Raw genomic sequence first — 16913 nt, 5'->3', positions numbered from 1 at the left:
GGCCCTACGCCAAATCGTCAATCATCTGGTATACGTTCCGCGACAATGATCGCCGAATCTCCCCGCGCCCCCCTTCGCCTGCTCGCCCGGTTGGTCCCGGTGCTGGTGGTTGGCCTGCTGTGCCTCTGGGCCAGCCCGGCTTCCGCCGACTTCCGGCTTTGCAACAACACCTCGAGCCGGGTCGGCATTGCGCTCGGCTACAAGGACGCCGAGGGCTGGACCACCGAGGGCTGGTGGAACATCTCGTCCCGGTCCTGCGAGACCCTGCTGCGGGGAACGCTGGTCGCCCGCTATTATTACATCTACGCGATCGACTACGACCGCGGCGGCGAATGGTCGGGCCAGGCCTTCATGTGCTCGCGCGACAAGGAATTCACCATCCGCGGCACCGAGGATTGCCTCGCGCGCGGCTACGACCGGACCGGCTATTTCGAGGTCGATACCGGCGAGCAGCGGGCCTGGACGGTTCAGCTCACCGACGCCAACGAGCAGCCGTCACAGCAGCAGCGCGTGCCCGGCCTGCCGGGCCCTGTCGGCCCGGGTGGTGGCGTTCCGGGTTTGCCCAATAGTCCGCCCGGTGGTACGCCCCCCGCCGCGCCTGGCCTTCCGCCAGCCCCCTCGCCACCGTCTGGAAATAAGCCATGAGGCGTCTTCGCCGTATCAAGATTCTCGCGACCCTGGGACCTGCCTCTTCGGACCTCGCGATGATCCGCCGCCTGTTCGAGGCCGGCGCCGATCTGTTCCGCATCAACATGAGCCACACCCCGCATGACAAGATGCGGGAGCTGGTCGCGACGATCCGCAACGTCGAGAGCAGTTATGGCCGGCCGATCGGCATCCTGGTCGATCTCCAGGGCCCGAAGCTCAGGCTCGGCGCCTTCGCGGAAGGCGCGGTCCAGCTCCAGAACGGCCAGATCTTCACGCTCGATTCCGACAAGACGCCGGGCGATGCCACGCGCGTCAATCTCCCGCATCCGGAGATCCTGGCAGCACTCAGGCCCGGCCATTCGCTGCTGCTCGACGACGGCAAGGTGCGCCTGATCGCGGAGGAGACCTCGAAGGAGCACGCGGTGACGCGTGTCGTGGTCGGCGGCCGGATGTCCGACCGCAAGGGCGTCAGCCTGCCCGACACCGATTTGCCGGTCTCGGCGATGACGCCGAAGGACCGTGCCGACCTCGAGGCCGCGCTGGTGACCGGCGTCGACTGGATCGCGCTGTCCTTCGTGCAGCGCGCCGACGACGTGATCGAGGCCAAGAAGATGATCCGCGGCCGCGCCGCGGTGATGGCCAAGATCGAGAAGCCGCAGGCGATCGACCGCCTCGCCGACATCATCGAGGCCTCCGACGCGCTGATGGTGGCGCGCGGCGATCTCGGCGTCGAGCTGCCGCTGGAGCGCGTGCCGAGCCTCCAGAAGCAGATGACGCGCATGGCGCGCCGCGCCGGCAAGCCGGTGGTGATCGCGACCCAGATGCTGGAATCGATGATCCAGTCGCCGGTGCCGACCCGCGCCGAGGTCTCGGACGTCGCCACCGCCGTCTATGAAGGCGCCGACGCCATCATGCTGTCGGCGGAATCGGCGGCCGGCAAATTCCCGGTCGAGGCGGTCTCGACCATGAACCGCATCGGCGAAGAGGTCGAGCGCGACCCGATTTATCGTTCCGTGCTCACCGCGCAGCGCCCCGCGCCGGAATCCACCGCCGGCGACGCCATCGCGGACGCCGCCCGCCAGATCGCCGAGACGCTCGATCTGCCGGCCCTGATCTGCTGGACCAGCTCGGGCTCGACCGCGGTGCGCGTCGCGCGCGAGCGGCCGAAGCCGCCGATCGTGGCGATCACGCCCAACATCGCGGCTGGACGCCGGCTGGCGGTGGTCTGGGGCGTGCATTGCGTGGTGGCGGAAGACGCGCGCGACCAGGACGACATGGTGAGCCGCGCCGGCCAGATCGCCTTCCGCGACGGTTTTGTCCGCGCCGGCCAGCGCGTGATCATCGTCGCCGGCGTGCCGCTCGGCATTCCCGGCACCACCAACATGGTGCGCATCGCCTCGGTCGGCCCCGAGGGCGGCGCGGATATCTAGTCCGCCGGAGTCCGGCAAACAAAAAAAGACGAAAACAACCCCATGCACAGTAGCCGGCGTTGCCGGCGAAGGTGCTCGGGTTTTGTGGAAAAGCGCGCTCGGGCAATGACCTGAGCGGAATCAGGTCTCGGCCCCGGCCGCGCCCTGCTCTTCAGGCCCCGACCAGCGCTTTCGCGGTCGGCAGCAGCGTCTGCTGCACCACCAGACCGCGGGCACGGGCGTCCATCACGCCGACGGCGCGCAGGGCCAGCAGCGTCACGGTCTGCACCGCATCGCGCATCCTGGCGGGATCGTCGAGATTGTCGGGCGCGAGCGGCCCGACCAGGGCCTCATGCAGCGCCCCTAACAGCGCGGTGGCGGCGAGCGCGGTATCCTGCGCCGGCAAATGGCCGGCACGCACGGCGGCGTCGATCCGCGCGGCGATCTCGCCGGCGATCTCGCGGCGGCTGGCCAGGCGGGACGCGCTGACATCGACGTCGACCGGCTCGGCCAGGATGCCCCAGGCCAGCCTGCGCTGCGACAGCGTATGGACCGCCACAGTGGTGACGGCCGCCGCCAGCGCCGAGGATGGGCCGGGCGCGGCATCGGCCGCCCGGCGGATCGCCGCGAGCTCGTCGCGCGACACCTCGGCAATCAATTCGGAGATCAGCTCGGACTTGGACGGGAAGTAACGGTAGACCGTTCCGGCCGCGACACTGGCCCGGACAGCAACCGGCGCGATCTGCACCGCCGCCATCCCACCTTCCGCCGCAGCTTCCCGCGCTGCAGCAAGGATCGCACTGCGCCTGGCCGCAAGGCGCTTCACCACTTGATGCGTTCGCCGATAAACCATGGCGCGCTTCCTGTCCCACACGCCAGCCGCACGCCCCGCGCGGCCGAACGCGTCGTCCCTGCAATAGATGCAAATCGTCCCGCAAGGACTGAACAACTATTCAAAGTGAATGACAAGATGCAAATGCGTAGAACGTCACGCCGGACGGACGGGAGCGCCAAGCCTGGTGACGCCGGCTGGAGGGCTTTGAAGAAGAACGTGCCGGGAAGCTTGCCTGCGGGCCCATCCTTCGAGACGCCCGCCTACGGCGTGCCCTCAGGATGAGGTCGCGTTTCGCGGCAAGATATCAGACCCTCTTGGTGAGGAGCCCGCCAAAGCGGGCATCTCCGGACGATGCTCTGCATCGCCGGGCGAACCATGCAGGCCGAGCAGCCTCCGGCTCACTCCACCCCGCAAAAGAAAAGAGCCCCGTCCGGGACGGGGCTCTCGAAACTCTCAGATCGTCCGGTCTTACTTGAGGCTGGACGAGATCGAGCCGAACTTGGTGTTCAGCGAGCTGCCGAGGTTGTTGACGACGGTGATGATCGCGAGCGCGATGCCGGCAGCGATCAGGCCGTATTCAATGGCGGTGGCGCCGGATTCATCCTTCACGAAACGCGAAACGAGGTTCTTCATAGACTGCTCCCAAAGAGTACACGAGGCTTACAAATGGTCTGGTCTTTTCGGCTTCCCAGCGCCGCCCGACCATGGAACCGAACCTAGAGGCAAAGAATTGCGCCGCAGTTAATTCGACTGCGGAAACACGAAGCGGATTGCACGTATTCGACGATGGTAAAGGAGAATTGAAAACAATCCGTTAAATCGTAGCTATCCGCGGCAATGCCGCGGGGGCGCGATTTACCCGAAGTTATGACCGCGCATGGTCCAATGCCGCCCGCTCGGCCAACCCGACAAGAACGAGGCGGCATGTCCCTTTCCTTTGCCAACAGCATTGCGATGCAGAGCCGCGCGCGAGCACTGCTGCCGCTCTGCGTCGGTGCCGGCACCTATCTGTTCTTCCTCTTCGTCGGCGACACGCTGCTTCAGGACTCCGACTCGTTCTGGCAGATCAAGATCGGGCAATGGATCCTCGATCACGGCGCCCTGCCCTACACCGACTTCTATTCCTTCACGCGCCCAGGGGAATCCTGGATCTCGACGTCGTGGCTATCGCAGGTGCTGTTCGCCTTCTCCTACGCGCAATGGGGCTGGGCAGGTCCGGTCATCCTCACCGCGACCGGGATGGCGCTCACCGCTGCGGTCTTCGTCTATCTGCTCGACGCGCAGATCGAGGCGCCGCGCTCGGTGCTGTTCGCGATGCTGGCGTTGCTGCTGGCACTGCATCACGTGCTGGCGCGTCCGCATATTCTGGCGCTGCCCGTCATGGTGGCGTGGGTCGGCCTGCTGATGGCGGCTGCCGACCGCAGAAGCGCGCCGTCCTGGACCTGGCTGCCCCTGATGGCGCTCTGGGCGAATTTGCATGGCGGCTTCGTGCTGGGCCTCACGCTGATCGGTCCGATCTCGCTCGAAGCGGTCGAGCATGCCGAGAAGGGAGCGCGGCTGAAGCTGTTCATGCGCTGGGTGCTGTTCGGCGTCGGCGCGCTGATCGCTGCCTGCTGCACGCCTTACGGCTGGCGGACGCTGATGGGTGCGACCAACATCCTCAGCCTCGGCGAATTGCTGTCACTGATCTTCGAATGGATGCCAGCGAACTTTGCCACCTTCACCGGATTCGAAGGCGCACTGCTCGGCCTGATCGCACTCGGCTATTATCGCGGCCTCGTGCTGTCGGCGCCGCGGATCTTCCTGATCCTGTTCCTGACCTGGAGCGCGCTGACCCATGTCAGGAATATCGAGGCCTTCGCCTTCCTGGTGCCGCTGGTGCTGGCAAAGCCGCTCGGCGAGATGTTCGCGCGCCCGCCAGCGGACACAGCCGGCGCCGACCGCTGGCCGGCCCGCTATGTCACCGCGCTCGGCGCGCTCATGATCGTGGCCGCGAGCTGGACCTCGACCTCGCTTTACATGGGACACCATCGCTTCACGTTCACGATGGCGCAGACGCCGGTAGCGGCGGTCGACCTGCTCGAAAAACTCGGGGTGCAGCGCATCTTCAACGCCTATCAGTTCGGCGGCTATCTGATCTCGCGCGACGTCCCTGTTTACGTCGACGGCCGCGCCGAGCTCTATGGCGAAAAGTTCGTCATGGACTTCTTCAAGGCGACGGAAGGCAAGAAGCCCGAGCTGCTGCCGCGCCTGCTCGACCAGTACAAGATCGACGCGACGCTATTGGTCGCCGATGCGCCGGGCCCGCAAATCCTCGACCAGCTCAAGGGCTGGAAGCGGATCTATACGGATGACATCGCCGTCATTCATGTGCGGGACAATGCGGACGGCGCGGCGGTGCCGTCGAAGTGAGGACCTAGCTTCAGGCGCGTCCTCTCAGATCCGACGTTCGCTTAAAGATGTGAAGCGGACCTAGGCACGCATTCCGGCCATTTCGCCGTTTGCCCCAAGGCGGTCGTCAAGCGGCAATGTCAGTTGCTGTTATTCGACTTATGCGCCCGGAGTCAGCGTAGCAGCGATGACAAGGGCTCGCGCGGTTTTCGTATGGGCTTGAACCATCTGCCTCGTGTTAACGACCAAGAGCCAATCACGTTCGACGATCTGATGACCCTCCTGGTTATTCTGTCCTTCGGCTTTCCCGCCATGCCATGGTTTTTGGGTGCGCGATGGGGGTCGAGAGGAGTTTGGCTCAGTACAGGATTTGCCGTAGTCATCCTGTTATGTTTTTTTCCAATATTGTTCTGGGTTGCATGCGGGGCCTGTGGGCAGGGCGCGATAGCCATCTTTGTGCTGGCGCCGATCTGGATTGCTTCGGCATTGCTTACGGTCACTTCGGCGGCGTTCGCTTACTACAAATTCGCGCGCTGATTTCCGCAAGACCGCGAAGGCGCTGGGGGTAACGATACCGCCCACGCTGGGCATCGCAGATGAAGTGATTGAGTATGGCATCAGCGATGTCAGCTTGTGGCCCTTAGCCGAAACTCGCCCGAACACGTGTCATGTCGGCTGTCAGAGGTCAACCAGACGCCTAAGCAGCTTGGCGTCTACCGCCGCTTCTGACCCATCTCGGACATTTGGACGCAGCGACCGGGCCGATTGTTCTCATCGGCGTCCCGTCTTGAAGTGCTAGACTTCGACATGGACGAGGCGTTTTCCATTGGGGGTTCCAATGAGACGGCGCGGTTTCATCACGCTTGTCGGCGGCGCGGTGGTGGCGTTGCCGCTCGCAGCGCTGGCCCAGAAAGCGGGACGGACCTATCGCCTGGGTTGCTTGTCTCCGCATCCTCGCGACATTGACTTTAACGTACGTTTTTTCGACAACCTACGGCGCGCTGGTTTCATTGAAGGCCAAAACCTCACGATTGATTACCGCGCCTTTGCACCTCATATCGATCTGCTTTCGCAACATGCGGCGGAGCTGGTCATAGCCCAACCCGATGTCATCTATGCTGCTTCAGGCGCGGCAGCTGACGCCGTACAGCAGGCGACCAAGAGCATTCCCATCGTTGGGATCACAGGCGATTTGGTCGCGGAGGGCTTGGTAAAATCGTTCGCCCGGCCCGATGGCAATATCACGGGGATCAGCATTTTCGGCGCTGACCTTGACGGCAAGCGACAGGAAATCCTGATCGAAGCCGTGCCTGGAATTCGCCGCATGGCGGCTCTCGCCGATACCAGCTTGTTAACAACTGAGGCGAAGACGCGCGCTCTGCAAGAGGCGGCGCGCGCAAAAAACGTCGAGCTTTCAATCTATCGCGTCACCAGAGCCGAGGAGATTGTCGCGACTATCGATAGGGCACAGGCATCGGGGGCCACGGCGCTAAATGTTCTTGGTTCCGGGATGCTCGACGGCAATGGTCCGCTGATTATGGAACGAGTTGCAGCACTGCGCCTTCCAACCATGTATCAGTGGGGAGTGCGGGCCGAGCAAGGTGGCTTTATCGGCTACGGCCCATCCTCCGATCACTTGGCAGACCTTACTGCCCGATTTGCGGCGAGCCTTTTGCGCGGCACGATGCCTGCCGATCTGCCGGTCGAACAGCCGACGAAATTCGAGCTGGTGATCAACCTCAAGACCGCTAAGGCGATGGGTGTGATGGTTCCGGAGGCTCTATTGGCGCGCGCTGACAAGGTGATCGAGTGAGACGATGCTGTTTGCTGCATTGCATGAGTCCGTTTCTGGCCCATCAGCGAAGTGGCGACACCTTTCATTGGGGTCCGCTTGGTGGGGTAGAGCGGACTGACTTTGCTCACTCTGCGTTCTTCGCATTTTGACCCATAGCGGACGTGAACATTTTGCGTTGGCAAGCGCCGCCAAGACGGACGATGGCTCCTTGCTATGGACCCGCTCGTCTCGCAACGAGAATATTGGCTATACACTGCAAGACGATTTCGTTTTGTTGATTGCGCACTCGGATTTGGTTGCGCACGATGCCTCGATCAGGTTTCGACTTAGACTCCCGCTTCTCCAGAACAATCATTTCAAGATCGAGTTCATCTCCTGGGCGTACCGGGTTCGGCAGCCTTAACTCATCCCAACCCATTCCGGCGAGGACATGGAGCCGAGGCTGGAGCTTCGGCGTGAGCGAGATGAAGATCGAAAACGTATGGGCGCTCGATGCGGTTAGTCCTCCAAAAATTGAACGTGCTGCTGCCTCCTCATCGAGGTGACGGGGCGCTGGATCATATTGCTTGGCGAACTGGACGATCTCTTCCTTCGAGACCAGATAAGGACCAGCCTTGCTAGTCATACCAATTTCGGCATCTTCAAAATACAGCTGGGTCATGGCTTCGTCCTCTGCGGATGAAGTAAATCAGGCACGGCTCAACGCGGCGGGATTATAACCCTTTTCAAGCATCAATTTCTGTTCTTGTCCGGCTAACCCGCACGTCGTTCAGGCGAGTCGCACCAATTTCCAAGGCAGCCTTTCCCGGATGAGCAAACACCAAAGGTCATCATCCGAAAATCAGCTCCTGGCCCATCAGCGAAGTGGCGACACCTTTCATTGAGGTCCGCTTGGTCGCGTAGAGCGGACTGACTTTGCTCACTCTGCGTTCTTCGCATTTTGACCCATAGCGGTCTTCCATTGATCTAGATCAACGTGAGGTACATCCAGGAAGTTTGGTTCAATCGTCGAACAAGAGAGGACGCTTATGAGCGATCATCCAGAAGACGGTCCCCCGAACGAATCCTCCTCAAACGCATCCGAAAAAAAGAGGCGCGGCAATGACGGCATGCAACGACGCGACCTTTTGTTGGGTGGTTCGTCGCTCGCTGCGATGACGGCTTTGGCGGCGACGGCGCCAGCGACCGCTCAAGTGCAACAGGCTGCACCGGCACCTGCAGCAGCACCCGCATCGACGGGACCGAAGCTTGGCGAGATCCTGCCGTTTCCGCAGCCGCCGCGTCCTGTCATCACCGAGCCGGATTGGCGCAAGGTGCCGCAGCCGAAGCCAGTCTCGATCCGGCCGCCGAAGGGCGCCCCCAACATCCTGGTCATTCTTCAAGACCAGACTTCCTATGCGGACCCATCGACCTTCGGCGGACCGATCAACTTCCCGACCATGGATCGTCTCGCCAAAGAGGGGCTGACGTACACGAACTTTCACGTCAACAGTCTGTGTTCGCCGAGCCGCACCGCGCTATTGACCGGACGCAATCAACATCAAAATAGCCAAGCCGCTGTAGTTGATGGTGCGACCTCATATCCCGGCGACACCGGCATGCGGCCAAAGAGCGTTGCGCCTATCGCTGAAATTCTTCGACAGTGGGGCTATTGCACGTCGATGTTCGGCAAAAGCCACGAGACGCCGCCGTGGGAAACCAGCATGAGCGGCCCGTTCGACCGCTGGCCAGCGCGACAGGGCTTTGAAAAATTCTATGGCTTCATCGGCGGCGAGAAGAACTTGTTCCGGCCCTACCTCGTGGATGGCACTACCGAACTCGGCGTGCCGCGCGACCCAAACTATCATTTCAACGTCGATATCACGGACAAGGCGATAGGCTGGATACGTGGTACGCGCTCGCTGACCCCAGATCGTCCGTTCTTTATGTATTACGCCACGGGCGGCGCGCATCCGCCTCACACGCCGCCGAAAGAATGGCTCGATGTCTACAAGGGGAAATTTGATCAGGGGTGGGACAAGCTACGCGGGGAAATTCTTGCGCGTCAGATAAAGATGGGCCTGATGCCTCCGGGCACCAAGATTGCTGAAAACCCTCCTGAAATTCCTAAATGGGACGCCCTTTCGGACGACGCGAAGAAGGTGCTGTCGCGGCAAATGGAAGTCTATGCAGGCTATGCCGAGCATACCGACCGCGAGATCGGGCGTTTGATCGATGCGATCGGGGATCTCGGCGAACTCGACAACACCATCGTGATCTATATCGCCGGCGACAATGGCGGCACCGCGATCGGTGGTCTAAACGGAACCTTCAACGAATGGTCCAACCTCAACGACGCACCCGAAGACATCCCGTATCTCAGGACCCGAATGGACGAGTATGGCGGACCGAACTCCTACCCCAACTATTCGGTGGCCTGGGCAATGGCCGGCTCCACGCCGGCAACCTGGTGCATCAATGCCTGTCAGGGCGGCGGCCAGAATCAGGGGATGGTCATTCGCTGGCCGGGCGGCATCAAATCGAAAGGGGAAATCCGCAGGCAATATACCCACCTGATCGACGTTGGCCCCACCATCCTTGAAGCCGTCGGCATCCCCGAGCCAAAGATAGTCAACGGCGTCGAGCAGATTCCGATGGCCGGCACCAGCATGATCTACTCGTTCGACGATGCGGCGGCAAAGGATCGCCACACCGTCCAGTACAACGAGTGCAGCGGCAATCGCAGCATCTACAAGGACGGCTGGATGGCCTGCGTGATGCACCGCGCGCCATGGGAGAGCAGCCCCCGCGTCGATGACTACGCCAAGGACAAATGGGAGCTTTACAATGTGGCCGTGGACTTCGGACAGGCCACCGACCTCGCCGCGCAAAATCCCGCGAAGCTGAAAGAACTGCAGGATCTATTCCATCAGGAGGCGATCAAGTTCGGCGTTTATCCGATGGATGACCGCTCCTTCGCACGGCTGAATGCGACCAATGCCGGGCGGCCTGACATTATGGCCGGCCGTACCGAGGTGACCTACTACGCCGGGATGACCGGCATGGCTGAAAATGTCTTCATCGACACGCTCAGCCGTTCCTATGTCGTCACCGCCGACCTGGTCATTCCCAAAGGCGGCGCCAACGGCGTCGTGGTCTCGCAGGGTGGCCTGTTCGGCGGCTGGAGTCTTTACGTCAAGGACGGAAGACCCAAGCTCGCCTACAACTGGCTGGCGCGGGAGAAATACTTCATCGAAGGCAAGGAGGCTCTACCGGAAGGCAAGGTCACGCTGGTCTATGATTTCACCTATGACGGCGGCGGCCTGCACAAGGGCGGCACCGGCGTGCTGTCGATCAACGGCAGGAAAGTCGGCGAAGGCCGCATCAATAAGACGCAGGGTGCGGTGTGGTCGCTGGCCGGTGAGACCGCCGACATCGGCATGGATGCCTACTCCCCAGTGTGCGATGACTACGATCCTTGGGAAAACGCCTTCACTGGCACCATCAACACAGTGAAGATCAAACACAAGGCTTGAGCGCAAGACTTGCCCCTTCCCCGTTACGCGAGGAGGGCTCTCTTTGTGTCCCGCGCCAACACCAGTTCGTTCCTGGCCCATCAGCGAAGTGGCGACGCCTTTCATTGAGGTCCGCTTGGTGGGGTAGAGCGCACTGACTTTGCTCACTCTGAGTTCTTCGCATTTTGACCCGTAGCGGACATTCCCATCGGGACGATGGGAGATAGAAATCACGCCGTCGCTGCCACATCGTTGGCAACGATCGCCAATATTTCGGCGGCGTGTGAACTCGCGATAAAGTGCCCGCCATCAGCGACTTCGTGCCATACCGCTCCAGGCATCCGCTCACCCAGCGGTTTGTTTACTGCGTAAGGCACAAACGTATCGGCGCTGCCTTGCCACAGATGAACCGGCCTATGGATCGCCGTGACGTCGAATGGCCACTGTTGGTAGAGCATCTGCGCATCGGTCACGAGACCGTCAACGCCTTGCCGGAAGCACTCGCGTCCAGACTCCACGATGGCACTCAACACATCGTCATCAGCAAGCGCCGCGAGGTCAGCGGGGCAGCTCGCCTTCAGCAATGCCTTCTTGTACTGCTCCGGAAACCGCGTCGCAGCGAGATCGATCAGGTCATACATTAGCTGGAAACCCGGCCGGAAATGCAGTGCAAGGAACCCGCCCATGGCGTCGGTCGAGGACAGATCCTTCGCCGCCCAATTCGTACCGAATGCGCCGTAGGATCCGGGAGCGATGCTGGTCACGTGTATCAGCCTCGCGGGATCGAGGTACGCCGCTGCCGCGAGCGCCCAAGGACCACCCTCAGACCAGCCTGTGACCGCAAAGCGATCGGTCTCAAAGGCGTTGGCAATCGCTCCCAGGTCTGCGGCCCAGCCTGCGAAGGTGCGACCGTGTTGAGGATCTGATTTGCCTTGGCCTGGACGGTCCACGCACACAAATCTCAAACCAAGTTTGAGCGCGTGAGACGCAAAAACCTTGGCTTCCAGCCGGCTCGATGGTCCGCCATGATTGTGAAGTACGAGCGGACCGTTCGGGTCGCCGACCTGAAGGTAAGCCAGTGATCGACCGCCGATCTGGATTGCACCTTCGCCAGGACGCGCAGCGTTGCTTGAATTTCTCAAATACATGCCCTCCGTCGGGCCTCGATGACTCGTCGATCTCGCGGAGCCTTTGTCTCAGTGAACCATCTCTTTCTGGAATTTCTTGATCGTGGGCTGCAACAACGGCCGCCATGGTCACATGGCTGTCGGATGTCTGCAACTGGCCCTCAGTAGCCATTTCGGCGTTCGAGGCTGACGCCGGCTTTCGCCCCGAAGCGGGCACTTGCGACTTAAGGACCGATCGGTCTATATATCGATCATGAGCCGCCGAACCCCAGTGCAGTCGCCCCGTGGCCGTCCCCGAAGCTTCGACGTGGATGCCGCGGTCGAACGCGCGATGGGGGTGTTCTGGTCGCGCGGCTATCACGCCACGGCGCTGCCGGACCTGCTTCGCGCTACAAAACTCTCGCGTGGCAGCCTTTATGCCGCGTTCGGCGACAAGCACTCGCTCTTCCTGCGCGCGCTCGATCGCTACATTGCGGATGCCGTGACGCGGATGGATGTCGAGCTCGCCCCCCGCAGGGAGCCGCTCGACGCCCTGCGGGCCTATCTTGCCGGCTATGTCGACCGCACCAGCGGTGCCAACGGCCGGCGCGGCTGCCTGCTGGTGGCCACGGCCATGGAGCTGGCCGGCCAGGATGCCGAGATTGGTCGTCGCGTCGCGGGCTTCTTCAGGGCCATGGAGGCCCGCCTGGCCAATGCCCTGTCCCGTGCGAAGGTGGCGGGCAAGCTGGCTCACGGTGTCGATCCCGCGAGTGCCGCCAAAATTCTGGTCTGTTTCGTCGAGGGCCTGCGCGTGGTCGGCAAGACGGCGCCGGCGCGGGCCACATCGCAAGCCACCGCTGACGCTCTGTTCGATCGGTTCGTCAGGTAGCAACCCAATCAGGTCGACCGACCCCGGACGCCTCCGCACTTTGGCGCGCTAATATATGGACCGATCGGTCTTGAAAGGAAGATGCCATGTCTGCCATCCAGATCGTCTGCGCGGTAGCCGTTCCCCTGCTCTGGGGTTATCAGTTCGTGGCCATCAAGGTGGGCGTTGCGGAGTTTCCACCGCTGTTCTTCCTCGCGCTGCGCTTCCTCGCGATCGCACTGCTGCTCGTTCCGTTCGTCAAACGGCCGACGCGCGAGCAGTTCGGCCCTGTCGTCGCGATTTCGATCTTCCTTGGTGGCCTGAACTTCGGCCTGTTCTATGTCGGCCTCGGGCTCGGCTCGGGAAGCCTGTCGGCCGTCGCGTATCAGCTCGCGACGCCCTTCACCGTCCTGCTGGCCTGGCCGCTGCTTGGCGAGCGGCCGTCTCTCATCACGTCCGCCGGCGTGCTGCTTGCCTTTGCCGGCGTGGCCGTGCTGGCGGCGGGTCCAGCCCTCTCGGCAAACGCGCTTCCGCTGCTGCTCGTGGTCGGGGCCGCCTTCGCGTTCGCGGTGTCCAACGTCCTGACGAAGCGCTACGGCCCATTCGATCCCCTGATGCTGATGGGGTGGTCGTCGCTGTTCACGGTGCCGCAGGTCATGTTGATGTCGCTGCTGCTCGAATACGGACAACTGGCGAGCCTCGTCACAGCGGATGGACGCGGCTGGCTGGCGCTCGCCTACACGATTTTCATTGGCGGAATTGTCGGGTTTGGCCTTTGGTTCTGGCTGATCGCCCGCTGCTCGATGGGCCGGGTCGCGCCCTTCGGCCTGCTGCTTCCGGTGTTCGCCTTGACGTCGAGCGTGCTGTTCCTTGGCGAGCGCATGACCCCGAAGTTGATCGCCGGCGGGCTGCTTGCGATCGCAGGCGTTGCGATGACACAAGTCAGACCGAGCGCGCGCCCCATTTGAGCCCGGACGTTGCGTTGTGGCATCGATGTCGTCTGCCCGGCAACGGAGATCACGAGGCTTCACGTCTCGGTGGTGGACCGTGTTGCGACGTGACGCCCACAACTTGCCGTGCGCTAATATCCGGTCGAACAGGAGGGCGTATCATGATGTTTCGCAATCTTCTCGCCGCGCTTGTCGTCACGGTCGCGATCAGCGCGGCACATGCGGCACCGCAATGGCTGAACCTGCCGCCGACGCCGACACTGCCCAGGGCGGCGCAGAGCGGCTTCGCGCCCGTCAACGGCATCAAGGTCTGGTACGCAATTTTCGGCCGCGGCGAGCCCGTCCTGTTGCTGCATGGCGGCCTCGCCAACGCCAACTATTGGGGCCGCCAGGTCCGCGCGCTGCAACGGCACTATCAGGTCATCGTCATGGACAGCCGCGGGCATGGGCGCAGCAGCCGCAATCAGGAGCCCTATGGCTACGATCTGATGGCCTCGGACGTGGTCGCCCTGCTCGATCACCTGAAGATCGGGAAAGCTGCGATCGTCGGCTGGAGCGACGGCGCGATCATCGGCCTCGACATAGCGATGAAGCATCCGGAGCGCGTGAGCAGGCTGTTCGCCTTCGCCGCGAATTCGGATCCGTCAGGCGTTGCGGACATCGCGTCGAGCGACGTCTTCAACGCCTACATCGCGAGAGCCGGCGAGGAGTACAAGCGCCTCTCGCCGACCCCGACCGAGTACAAGAGCTTCGTCGCCGAGATTACCAAAATGTGGGAGAGCCAGCCGAAATGGACGGCGTCGGATCTCGCGACGATCAAGGTCCCGACCTGGATCGTGGACGGCGACCACGACGAGGCGATCAAGCGCGAGAACACCGAGTTCATGGCGGCAAACATTCCGGGCGCCGGCCTGCTGATCCAGCCGGAGGTCAGTCACTTCTCGTTCCTGCAGGATCCCGAGCAGTTCAGTGACGACCTGCTGCATTTTCTGGAGCGTGGCGGTGAGAGGCCGGGAGCAGCAGCGAAGTGAGAAGATCGTAGGGTGGCAAAGCGCACTTGTCCCGCCGCAGTTCGAAGAGCGAAGGCGGAAGCGTGTCCACCACTTCTGCCGTGACTGCCGAGGGATGGTGGGCACGGCGCAAGAGCGCCTTTGCCCATACGGGAGCGGCGCCAAGTCATTGCGAACGCAGCTGCATCAACATCGTCATTGCGAGCGTAGCGAAGCAATCCAGACTGTCGCCGCGGAAAGACTCTGGATTGCTTCGCTACGCTCGCAATGACGAGGCAACACTTGTCTCCACCCGCAAGGTCCCAATAGCCAACAAAAAACGCGGCGTTTCCGCCGCGTTTTTCAATTCGATCTGACGCTTCTCGATTACGCCTGCGGCTGGGGCTCCAGGCCGGGATCCGGATCGGGGCGCGGACGCGACTTGCCGGCCGGGGGCACGGCGGAGGCGCGCGGCGTAGCCGGCTCGAGCACGGACTCGCGGTTCGGCTTCTTGCCCTTGAGCAGGTCGATGATCTCGTCGCCGGAGAGGGTCTCGAACTCGAGCAGGCCCTTGGCGAGCGCTTCAAGATCGGCGCGCTTCTCGGTGAGAATGCGGGTCGCTTCGTTGTAGCCCTCTTCGACGAAGCGCCGGATCTCGGTGTCGATCTTCTGGACCGTGGCTTCCGACGCATTCTGGGTGCGCGACACCGACATGCCCAGGAACACCTCGTCCTGGTTCTCGCCATAGGAGACGGTGCCGAGCGCCTCCGAGAGGCCCCAGCGCGTCACCATCATGCGGGCCAGACGCGTCGCCTGCTCGATGTCGGAGGATGCACCCGAGGTCACCTTCTCACGGCCGAAGATCAGCTCCTCGGCGACGCGGCCACCCATCATGATGGCAAGGCGCGAGGTCATCTGCTCCAGCGACATCGACAGCTTGTCGCGCTCGGGCAGCTGCATCACCATGCCCAGCGCACGTCCGCGCGGAATGATGGTCGCCTTGTGGATCGGATCGGTCGCGACGACGTTGAGGCCGACGATGGCGTGGCCGCCCTCGTGATAGGCCGTCAGCAGCTTCTCTTCCTCGGTCATGACGAGCGACTTGCGCTCGGCGCCCATCATCACCTTGTCCTTGGCCTCTTCGAACTCGGCCTGCGTCACCATCCGCTTGTTGCGGCGGGCGGCGGTCAGGGCAGCTTCGTTGACGAGGTTCATCAGGTCGGCGCCGGAGAAGCCCGGGGTGCCGCGCGCGATGGTCTTCAGGTTGATATCCGGCGCCAGCGGCACCTTGCGGACGTGAACCTTGAGGATCTGCTCGCGGCCGACGACGTCGGGATTGGGCACCACGACCTGACGGTCGAAGCGGCCCGGACGCAGCAGCGCGGGATCGAGCACGTCGGGACGGTTGGTCGCGGCGATCAGGATCACGCCCTCGTTGGCCTCGAAGCCGTCCATCTCGACCAGCAACTGGTTCAGCGTCTGCTCGCGCTCATCATTGCCGCCGCCGAGACCGGCGCCACGGTGACGACCGACGGCGTCGATTTCGTCGATGAAGATGATGCAGGGCGCATTCTTCTTGGCCTGCTCGAACATGTCGCGGACGCGGGAAGCACCGACGCCGACGAACATTTCGACGAAGTCGGAACCCGAGATGGTGAAGAACGGCACGTTGGCTTCGCCCGCGACCGCACGCGCGATCAGGGTCTTACCGGTGCCGGGAGGGCCGACCAGCAGCACGCCGCGCGGAATACGGCCGCCGAGGCGCTGGAATTTGCCGGGGTCGCGCAGGAATTCGACGATCTCCTGCAGGTCCTGCTTGGCTTCGTCCACGCCGGCGACGTCCTCGAAGGTGACGCGGCCATGGGCCTCCGTCAGCATCTTGGCGCGCGACTTGCCGAAGCCCATCGCCTTGCCGGCGCCGCCCTGCATCTGCCGCGACAGGAAGATCCACACGCCGATCAGCGCGATGAAGGGCAGCCAGGAGACCAGCAGCGAGACGAACCACGGCACGTTGTCGCCGGGCGGCTTCGCGGTGATCTGGACCTTGCTGTCATAGAGGCGCTTCACCAGCGTCGGATCGTTCGGCGCATAGGTCTGGAAGCTTGAGCCATTGGTGAAGGTGCCGTGGATATCCGGCCCCTGGATCACAACATCGCGCACATTGCCGCGGTCAACTTCGCTCAAGAGCTGGGAGAAGGCGATGTCCTGCGAGGAGGCGCGCTGACCCGGATTCTGGAAGAGCGTGAACAACGCCAACAGCAGCAAGACAATGATGACCCAGAGGGCGAAATTGCGCAGATTGGCGTTCATCGATCTTCCTTCATGGTCGCGCGGATCGCGGCCTGATCCTTGGGCGGTAGCAGTTACTTTGTCAGTGCGAGGAAATCCCCAAGGAATCCTCTTGGTTAGACGGATACAATTTAGGTGC

Annotated in this window: 15 protein-coding genes; 10 read left to right on the top strand and 5 right to left on the bottom strand. The window is 62.6% G+C overall.

Translation table 11 applies throughout. The features are described from left to right. Positions 1 to 45 precede the first annotated feature (45 nt). On the top strand, positions 46 to 645 hold the full coding sequence (locus ABIA90_RS12340; protein ID WP_014492424.1) for a DUF1036 domain-containing protein: 600 nt from the start codon (positions 46 to 48) through the stop codon (positions 643 to 645). After that, a complete protein-coding gene (gene pyk / locus ABIA90_RS12335) occupies positions 642 to 2078 on the top strand; it encodes a pyruvate kinase (protein WP_063981106.1) in 1437 nt (478 codons plus the stop codon). The genes ABIA90_RS12340 and pyk overlap by 4 nt, the downstream gene beginning before the upstream one ends. A 151-nt stretch (positions 2079 to 2229) precedes the next feature. Here pyk and ABIA90_RS12330 read toward each other — a convergent pair whose 3' ends face one another. Both ABIA90_RS12330 and ABIA90_RS12325 read right to left on the bottom strand, forming a co-directional pair. After that, the gene (locus tag ABIA90_RS12330; RefSeq protein ID WP_071909750.1) at positions 2230 to 2910 is read right to left on the bottom strand and encodes a TetR/AcrR family transcriptional regulator; all 681 of its coding nucleotides are present in this window, start codon (positions 2908 to 2910) and stop codon (positions 2230 to 2232) included. Between the two features lie 450 nt (positions 2911 to 3360). Further along, complete coding sequence (locus ABIA90_RS12325; protein WP_014492421.1) at positions 3361 to 3525, bottom strand: Flp family type IVb pilin; 165 nt, start codon at positions 3523 to 3525, stop codon at positions 3361 to 3363. A 291-nt stretch (positions 3526 to 3816) separates the two neighbouring features. On the opposite strand from ABIA90_RS12325, the gene ABIA90_RS12320 reads away from it, so the two are divergent. The 3 genes from ABIA90_RS12320 (at position 3817) to ABIA90_RS12310 (ending at position 7096) form a co-directional block, all read left to right on the top strand. After that, positions 3817 to 5304 (top strand): hypothetical protein, encoded by a 1488-nt coding sequence (locus ABIA90_RS12320; protein WP_354120069.1) that lies wholly within the window; start codon positions 3817 to 3819, stop codon positions 5302 to 5304. A 252-nt stretch (positions 5305 to 5556) separates the two neighbouring features. Continuing rightward, entirely contained in the window at positions 5557 to 5820 is a 264-nt protein-coding gene (locus tag ABIA90_RS12315) for a hypothetical protein (RefSeq protein ID WP_354120068.1), read from the top strand. Between the two features lie 301 nt (positions 5821 to 6121). Beyond that, complete coding sequence (locus ABIA90_RS12310; RefSeq protein ID WP_354120067.1) at positions 6122 to 7096, top strand: ABC transporter substrate-binding protein; 975 nt, start codon at positions 6122 to 6124, stop codon at positions 7094 to 7096. A gap of 193 nt (positions 7097 to 7289) precedes the next feature. On the opposite strand, the gene ABIA90_RS12305 is transcribed toward ABIA90_RS12310, so the two are convergent. Further along, the gene (locus ABIA90_RS12305) at positions 7290 to 7739 is read right to left on the bottom strand and encodes a MaoC/PaaZ C-terminal domain-containing protein (RefSeq protein WP_063981102.1); all 450 of its coding nucleotides are present in this window, start codon (positions 7737 to 7739) and stop codon (positions 7290 to 7292) included. Between the two features lie 367 nt (positions 7740 to 8106). Here ABIA90_RS12305 and ABIA90_RS12300 point away from each other — a divergent pair, with 367 nt between their 5' ends. Next, positions 8107 to 10593, top strand: coding sequence for an arylsulfatase (locus tag ABIA90_RS12300; RefSeq protein ID WP_354120066.1), 2487 nt, complete (start codon positions 8107 to 8109; stop codon positions 10591 to 10593). Between the two features lie 209 nt (positions 10594 to 10802). Here the strand turns inward: ABIA90_RS12300 and ABIA90_RS12295 are convergent, their stop codons facing one another. Next, the gene (locus ABIA90_RS12295; RefSeq protein ID WP_354120065.1) at positions 10803 to 11720 is read right to left on the bottom strand and encodes an alpha/beta fold hydrolase; all 918 of its coding nucleotides are present in this window, start codon (positions 11718 to 11720) and stop codon (positions 10803 to 10805) included. Positions 11721 to 11952: 232 nt separating this feature from the next. Between ABIA90_RS12295 and ABIA90_RS12290 the strand changes: the two genes are divergently transcribed. The 4 genes from ABIA90_RS12290 to ABIA90_RS12275 all read left to right on the top strand — a co-directional run bounded on the left by ABIA90_RS12290 (position 11953) and on the right by ABIA90_RS12275 (position 14862). Continuing rightward, positions 11953 to 12567 (top strand): TetR/AcrR family transcriptional regulator, encoded by a 615-nt coding sequence (locus ABIA90_RS12290; RefSeq protein WP_354120064.1) that lies wholly within the window; start codon positions 11953 to 11955, stop codon positions 12565 to 12567. Between the two features lie 86 nt (positions 12568 to 12653). Next, a complete protein-coding gene (locus ABIA90_RS12285; RefSeq protein ID WP_354120063.1) occupies positions 12654 to 13514 on the top strand; it encodes a DMT family transporter in 861 nt (286 codons plus the stop codon). Between the two features lie 143 nt (positions 13515 to 13657). Next, complete coding sequence (locus ABIA90_RS12280; RefSeq protein ID WP_354120062.1) at positions 13658 to 14527, top strand: alpha/beta fold hydrolase; 870 nt, start codon at positions 13658 to 13660, stop codon at positions 14525 to 14527. 62 nt (positions 14528 to 14589) lie between these two features. Continuing rightward, complete coding sequence (locus ABIA90_RS12275; RefSeq protein WP_354120061.1) at positions 14590 to 14862, top strand: hypothetical protein; 273 nt, start codon at positions 14590 to 14592, stop codon at positions 14860 to 14862. 10 nt (positions 14863 to 14872) lie between these two features. Here the strand turns inward: ABIA90_RS12275 and ftsH are convergent, their stop codons facing one another. Beyond that, on the bottom strand, positions 14873 to 16795 hold the full coding sequence (ftsH, locus tag ABIA90_RS12270) for an ATP-dependent zinc metalloprotease FtsH (protein ID WP_063981098.1): 1923 nt from the start codon (positions 16793 to 16795) through the stop codon (positions 14873 to 14875). Positions 16796 to 16913 lie beyond the last annotated feature (118 nt).

It is taken from the genome of Bradyrhizobium sp. LA6.8 (genome assembly GCF_040547935.1).
Taxonomy (GTDB): Bacteria; Pseudomonadota; Alphaproteobacteria; order Rhizobiales; family Xanthobacteraceae; genus Bradyrhizobium; species Bradyrhizobium barranii.
This window is presented reverse-complemented; position numbering and strand designations above follow the sequence as displayed.

Excerpts from the sequence above, each read along its gene's own strand:
- ABIA90_RS12340 (WP_014492424.1), top strand. The coding sequence starts at position 46 with ATGATCGCCGAATCTCCCCGCGCCCCCCTTCGCCTGCTCGCCCGGTTG.
- pyk (WP_063981106.1), top strand. The coding sequence starts at position 642 with ATGAGGCGTCTTCGCCGTATCAAGATTCTCGCGACCCTGGGACCTGCC.
- ABIA90_RS12330 (WP_071909750.1), bottom strand. The coding sequence starts at position 2,910 with ATGGTTTATCGGCGAACGCATCAAGTGGTGAAGCGCCTTGCGGCCAGG.
- ABIA90_RS12325 (WP_014492421.1), bottom strand. The coding sequence starts at position 3,525 with ATGAAGAACCTCGTTTCGCGTTTCGTGAAGGATGAATCCGGCGCCACC.
- ABIA90_RS12320 (WP_354120069.1), top strand. The coding sequence starts at position 3,817 with ATGTCCCTTTCCTTTGCCAACAGCATTGCGATGCAGAGCCGCGCGCGA.
- ABIA90_RS12315 (WP_354120068.1), top strand. The coding sequence starts at position 5,557 with ATGACCCTCCTGGTTATTCTGTCCTTCGGCTTTCCCGCCATGCCATGG.
- ABIA90_RS12310 (WP_354120067.1), top strand. The coding sequence starts at position 6,122 with ATGAGACGGCGCGGTTTCATCACGCTTGTCGGCGGCGCGGTGGTGGCG.
- ABIA90_RS12305 (WP_063981102.1), bottom strand. The coding sequence starts at position 7,739 with ATGACCCAGCTGTATTTTGAAGATGCCGAAATTGGTATGACTAGCAAG.
- ABIA90_RS12300 (WP_354120066.1), top strand. The coding sequence starts at position 8,107 with ATGAGCGATCATCCAGAAGACGGTCCCCCGAACGAATCCTCCTCAAAC.
- ABIA90_RS12295 (WP_354120065.1), bottom strand. The coding sequence starts at position 11,720 with ATGTATTTGAGAAATTCAAGCAACGCTGCGCGTCCTGGCGAAGGTGCA.
- ABIA90_RS12290 (WP_354120064.1), top strand. The coding sequence starts at position 11,953 with ATGAGCCGCCGAACCCCAGTGCAGTCGCCCCGTGGCCGTCCCCGAAGC.
- ABIA90_RS12285 (WP_354120063.1), top strand. The coding sequence starts at position 12,654 with ATGTCTGCCATCCAGATCGTCTGCGCGGTAGCCGTTCCCCTGCTCTGG.
- ABIA90_RS12280 (WP_354120062.1), top strand. The coding sequence starts at position 13,658 with ATGATGTTTCGCAATCTTCTCGCCGCGCTTGTCGTCACGGTCGCGATC.
- ftsH (WP_063981098.1), bottom strand. The coding sequence starts at position 16,795 with ATGAACGCCAATCTGCGCAATTTCGCCCTCTGGGTCATCATTGTCTTG.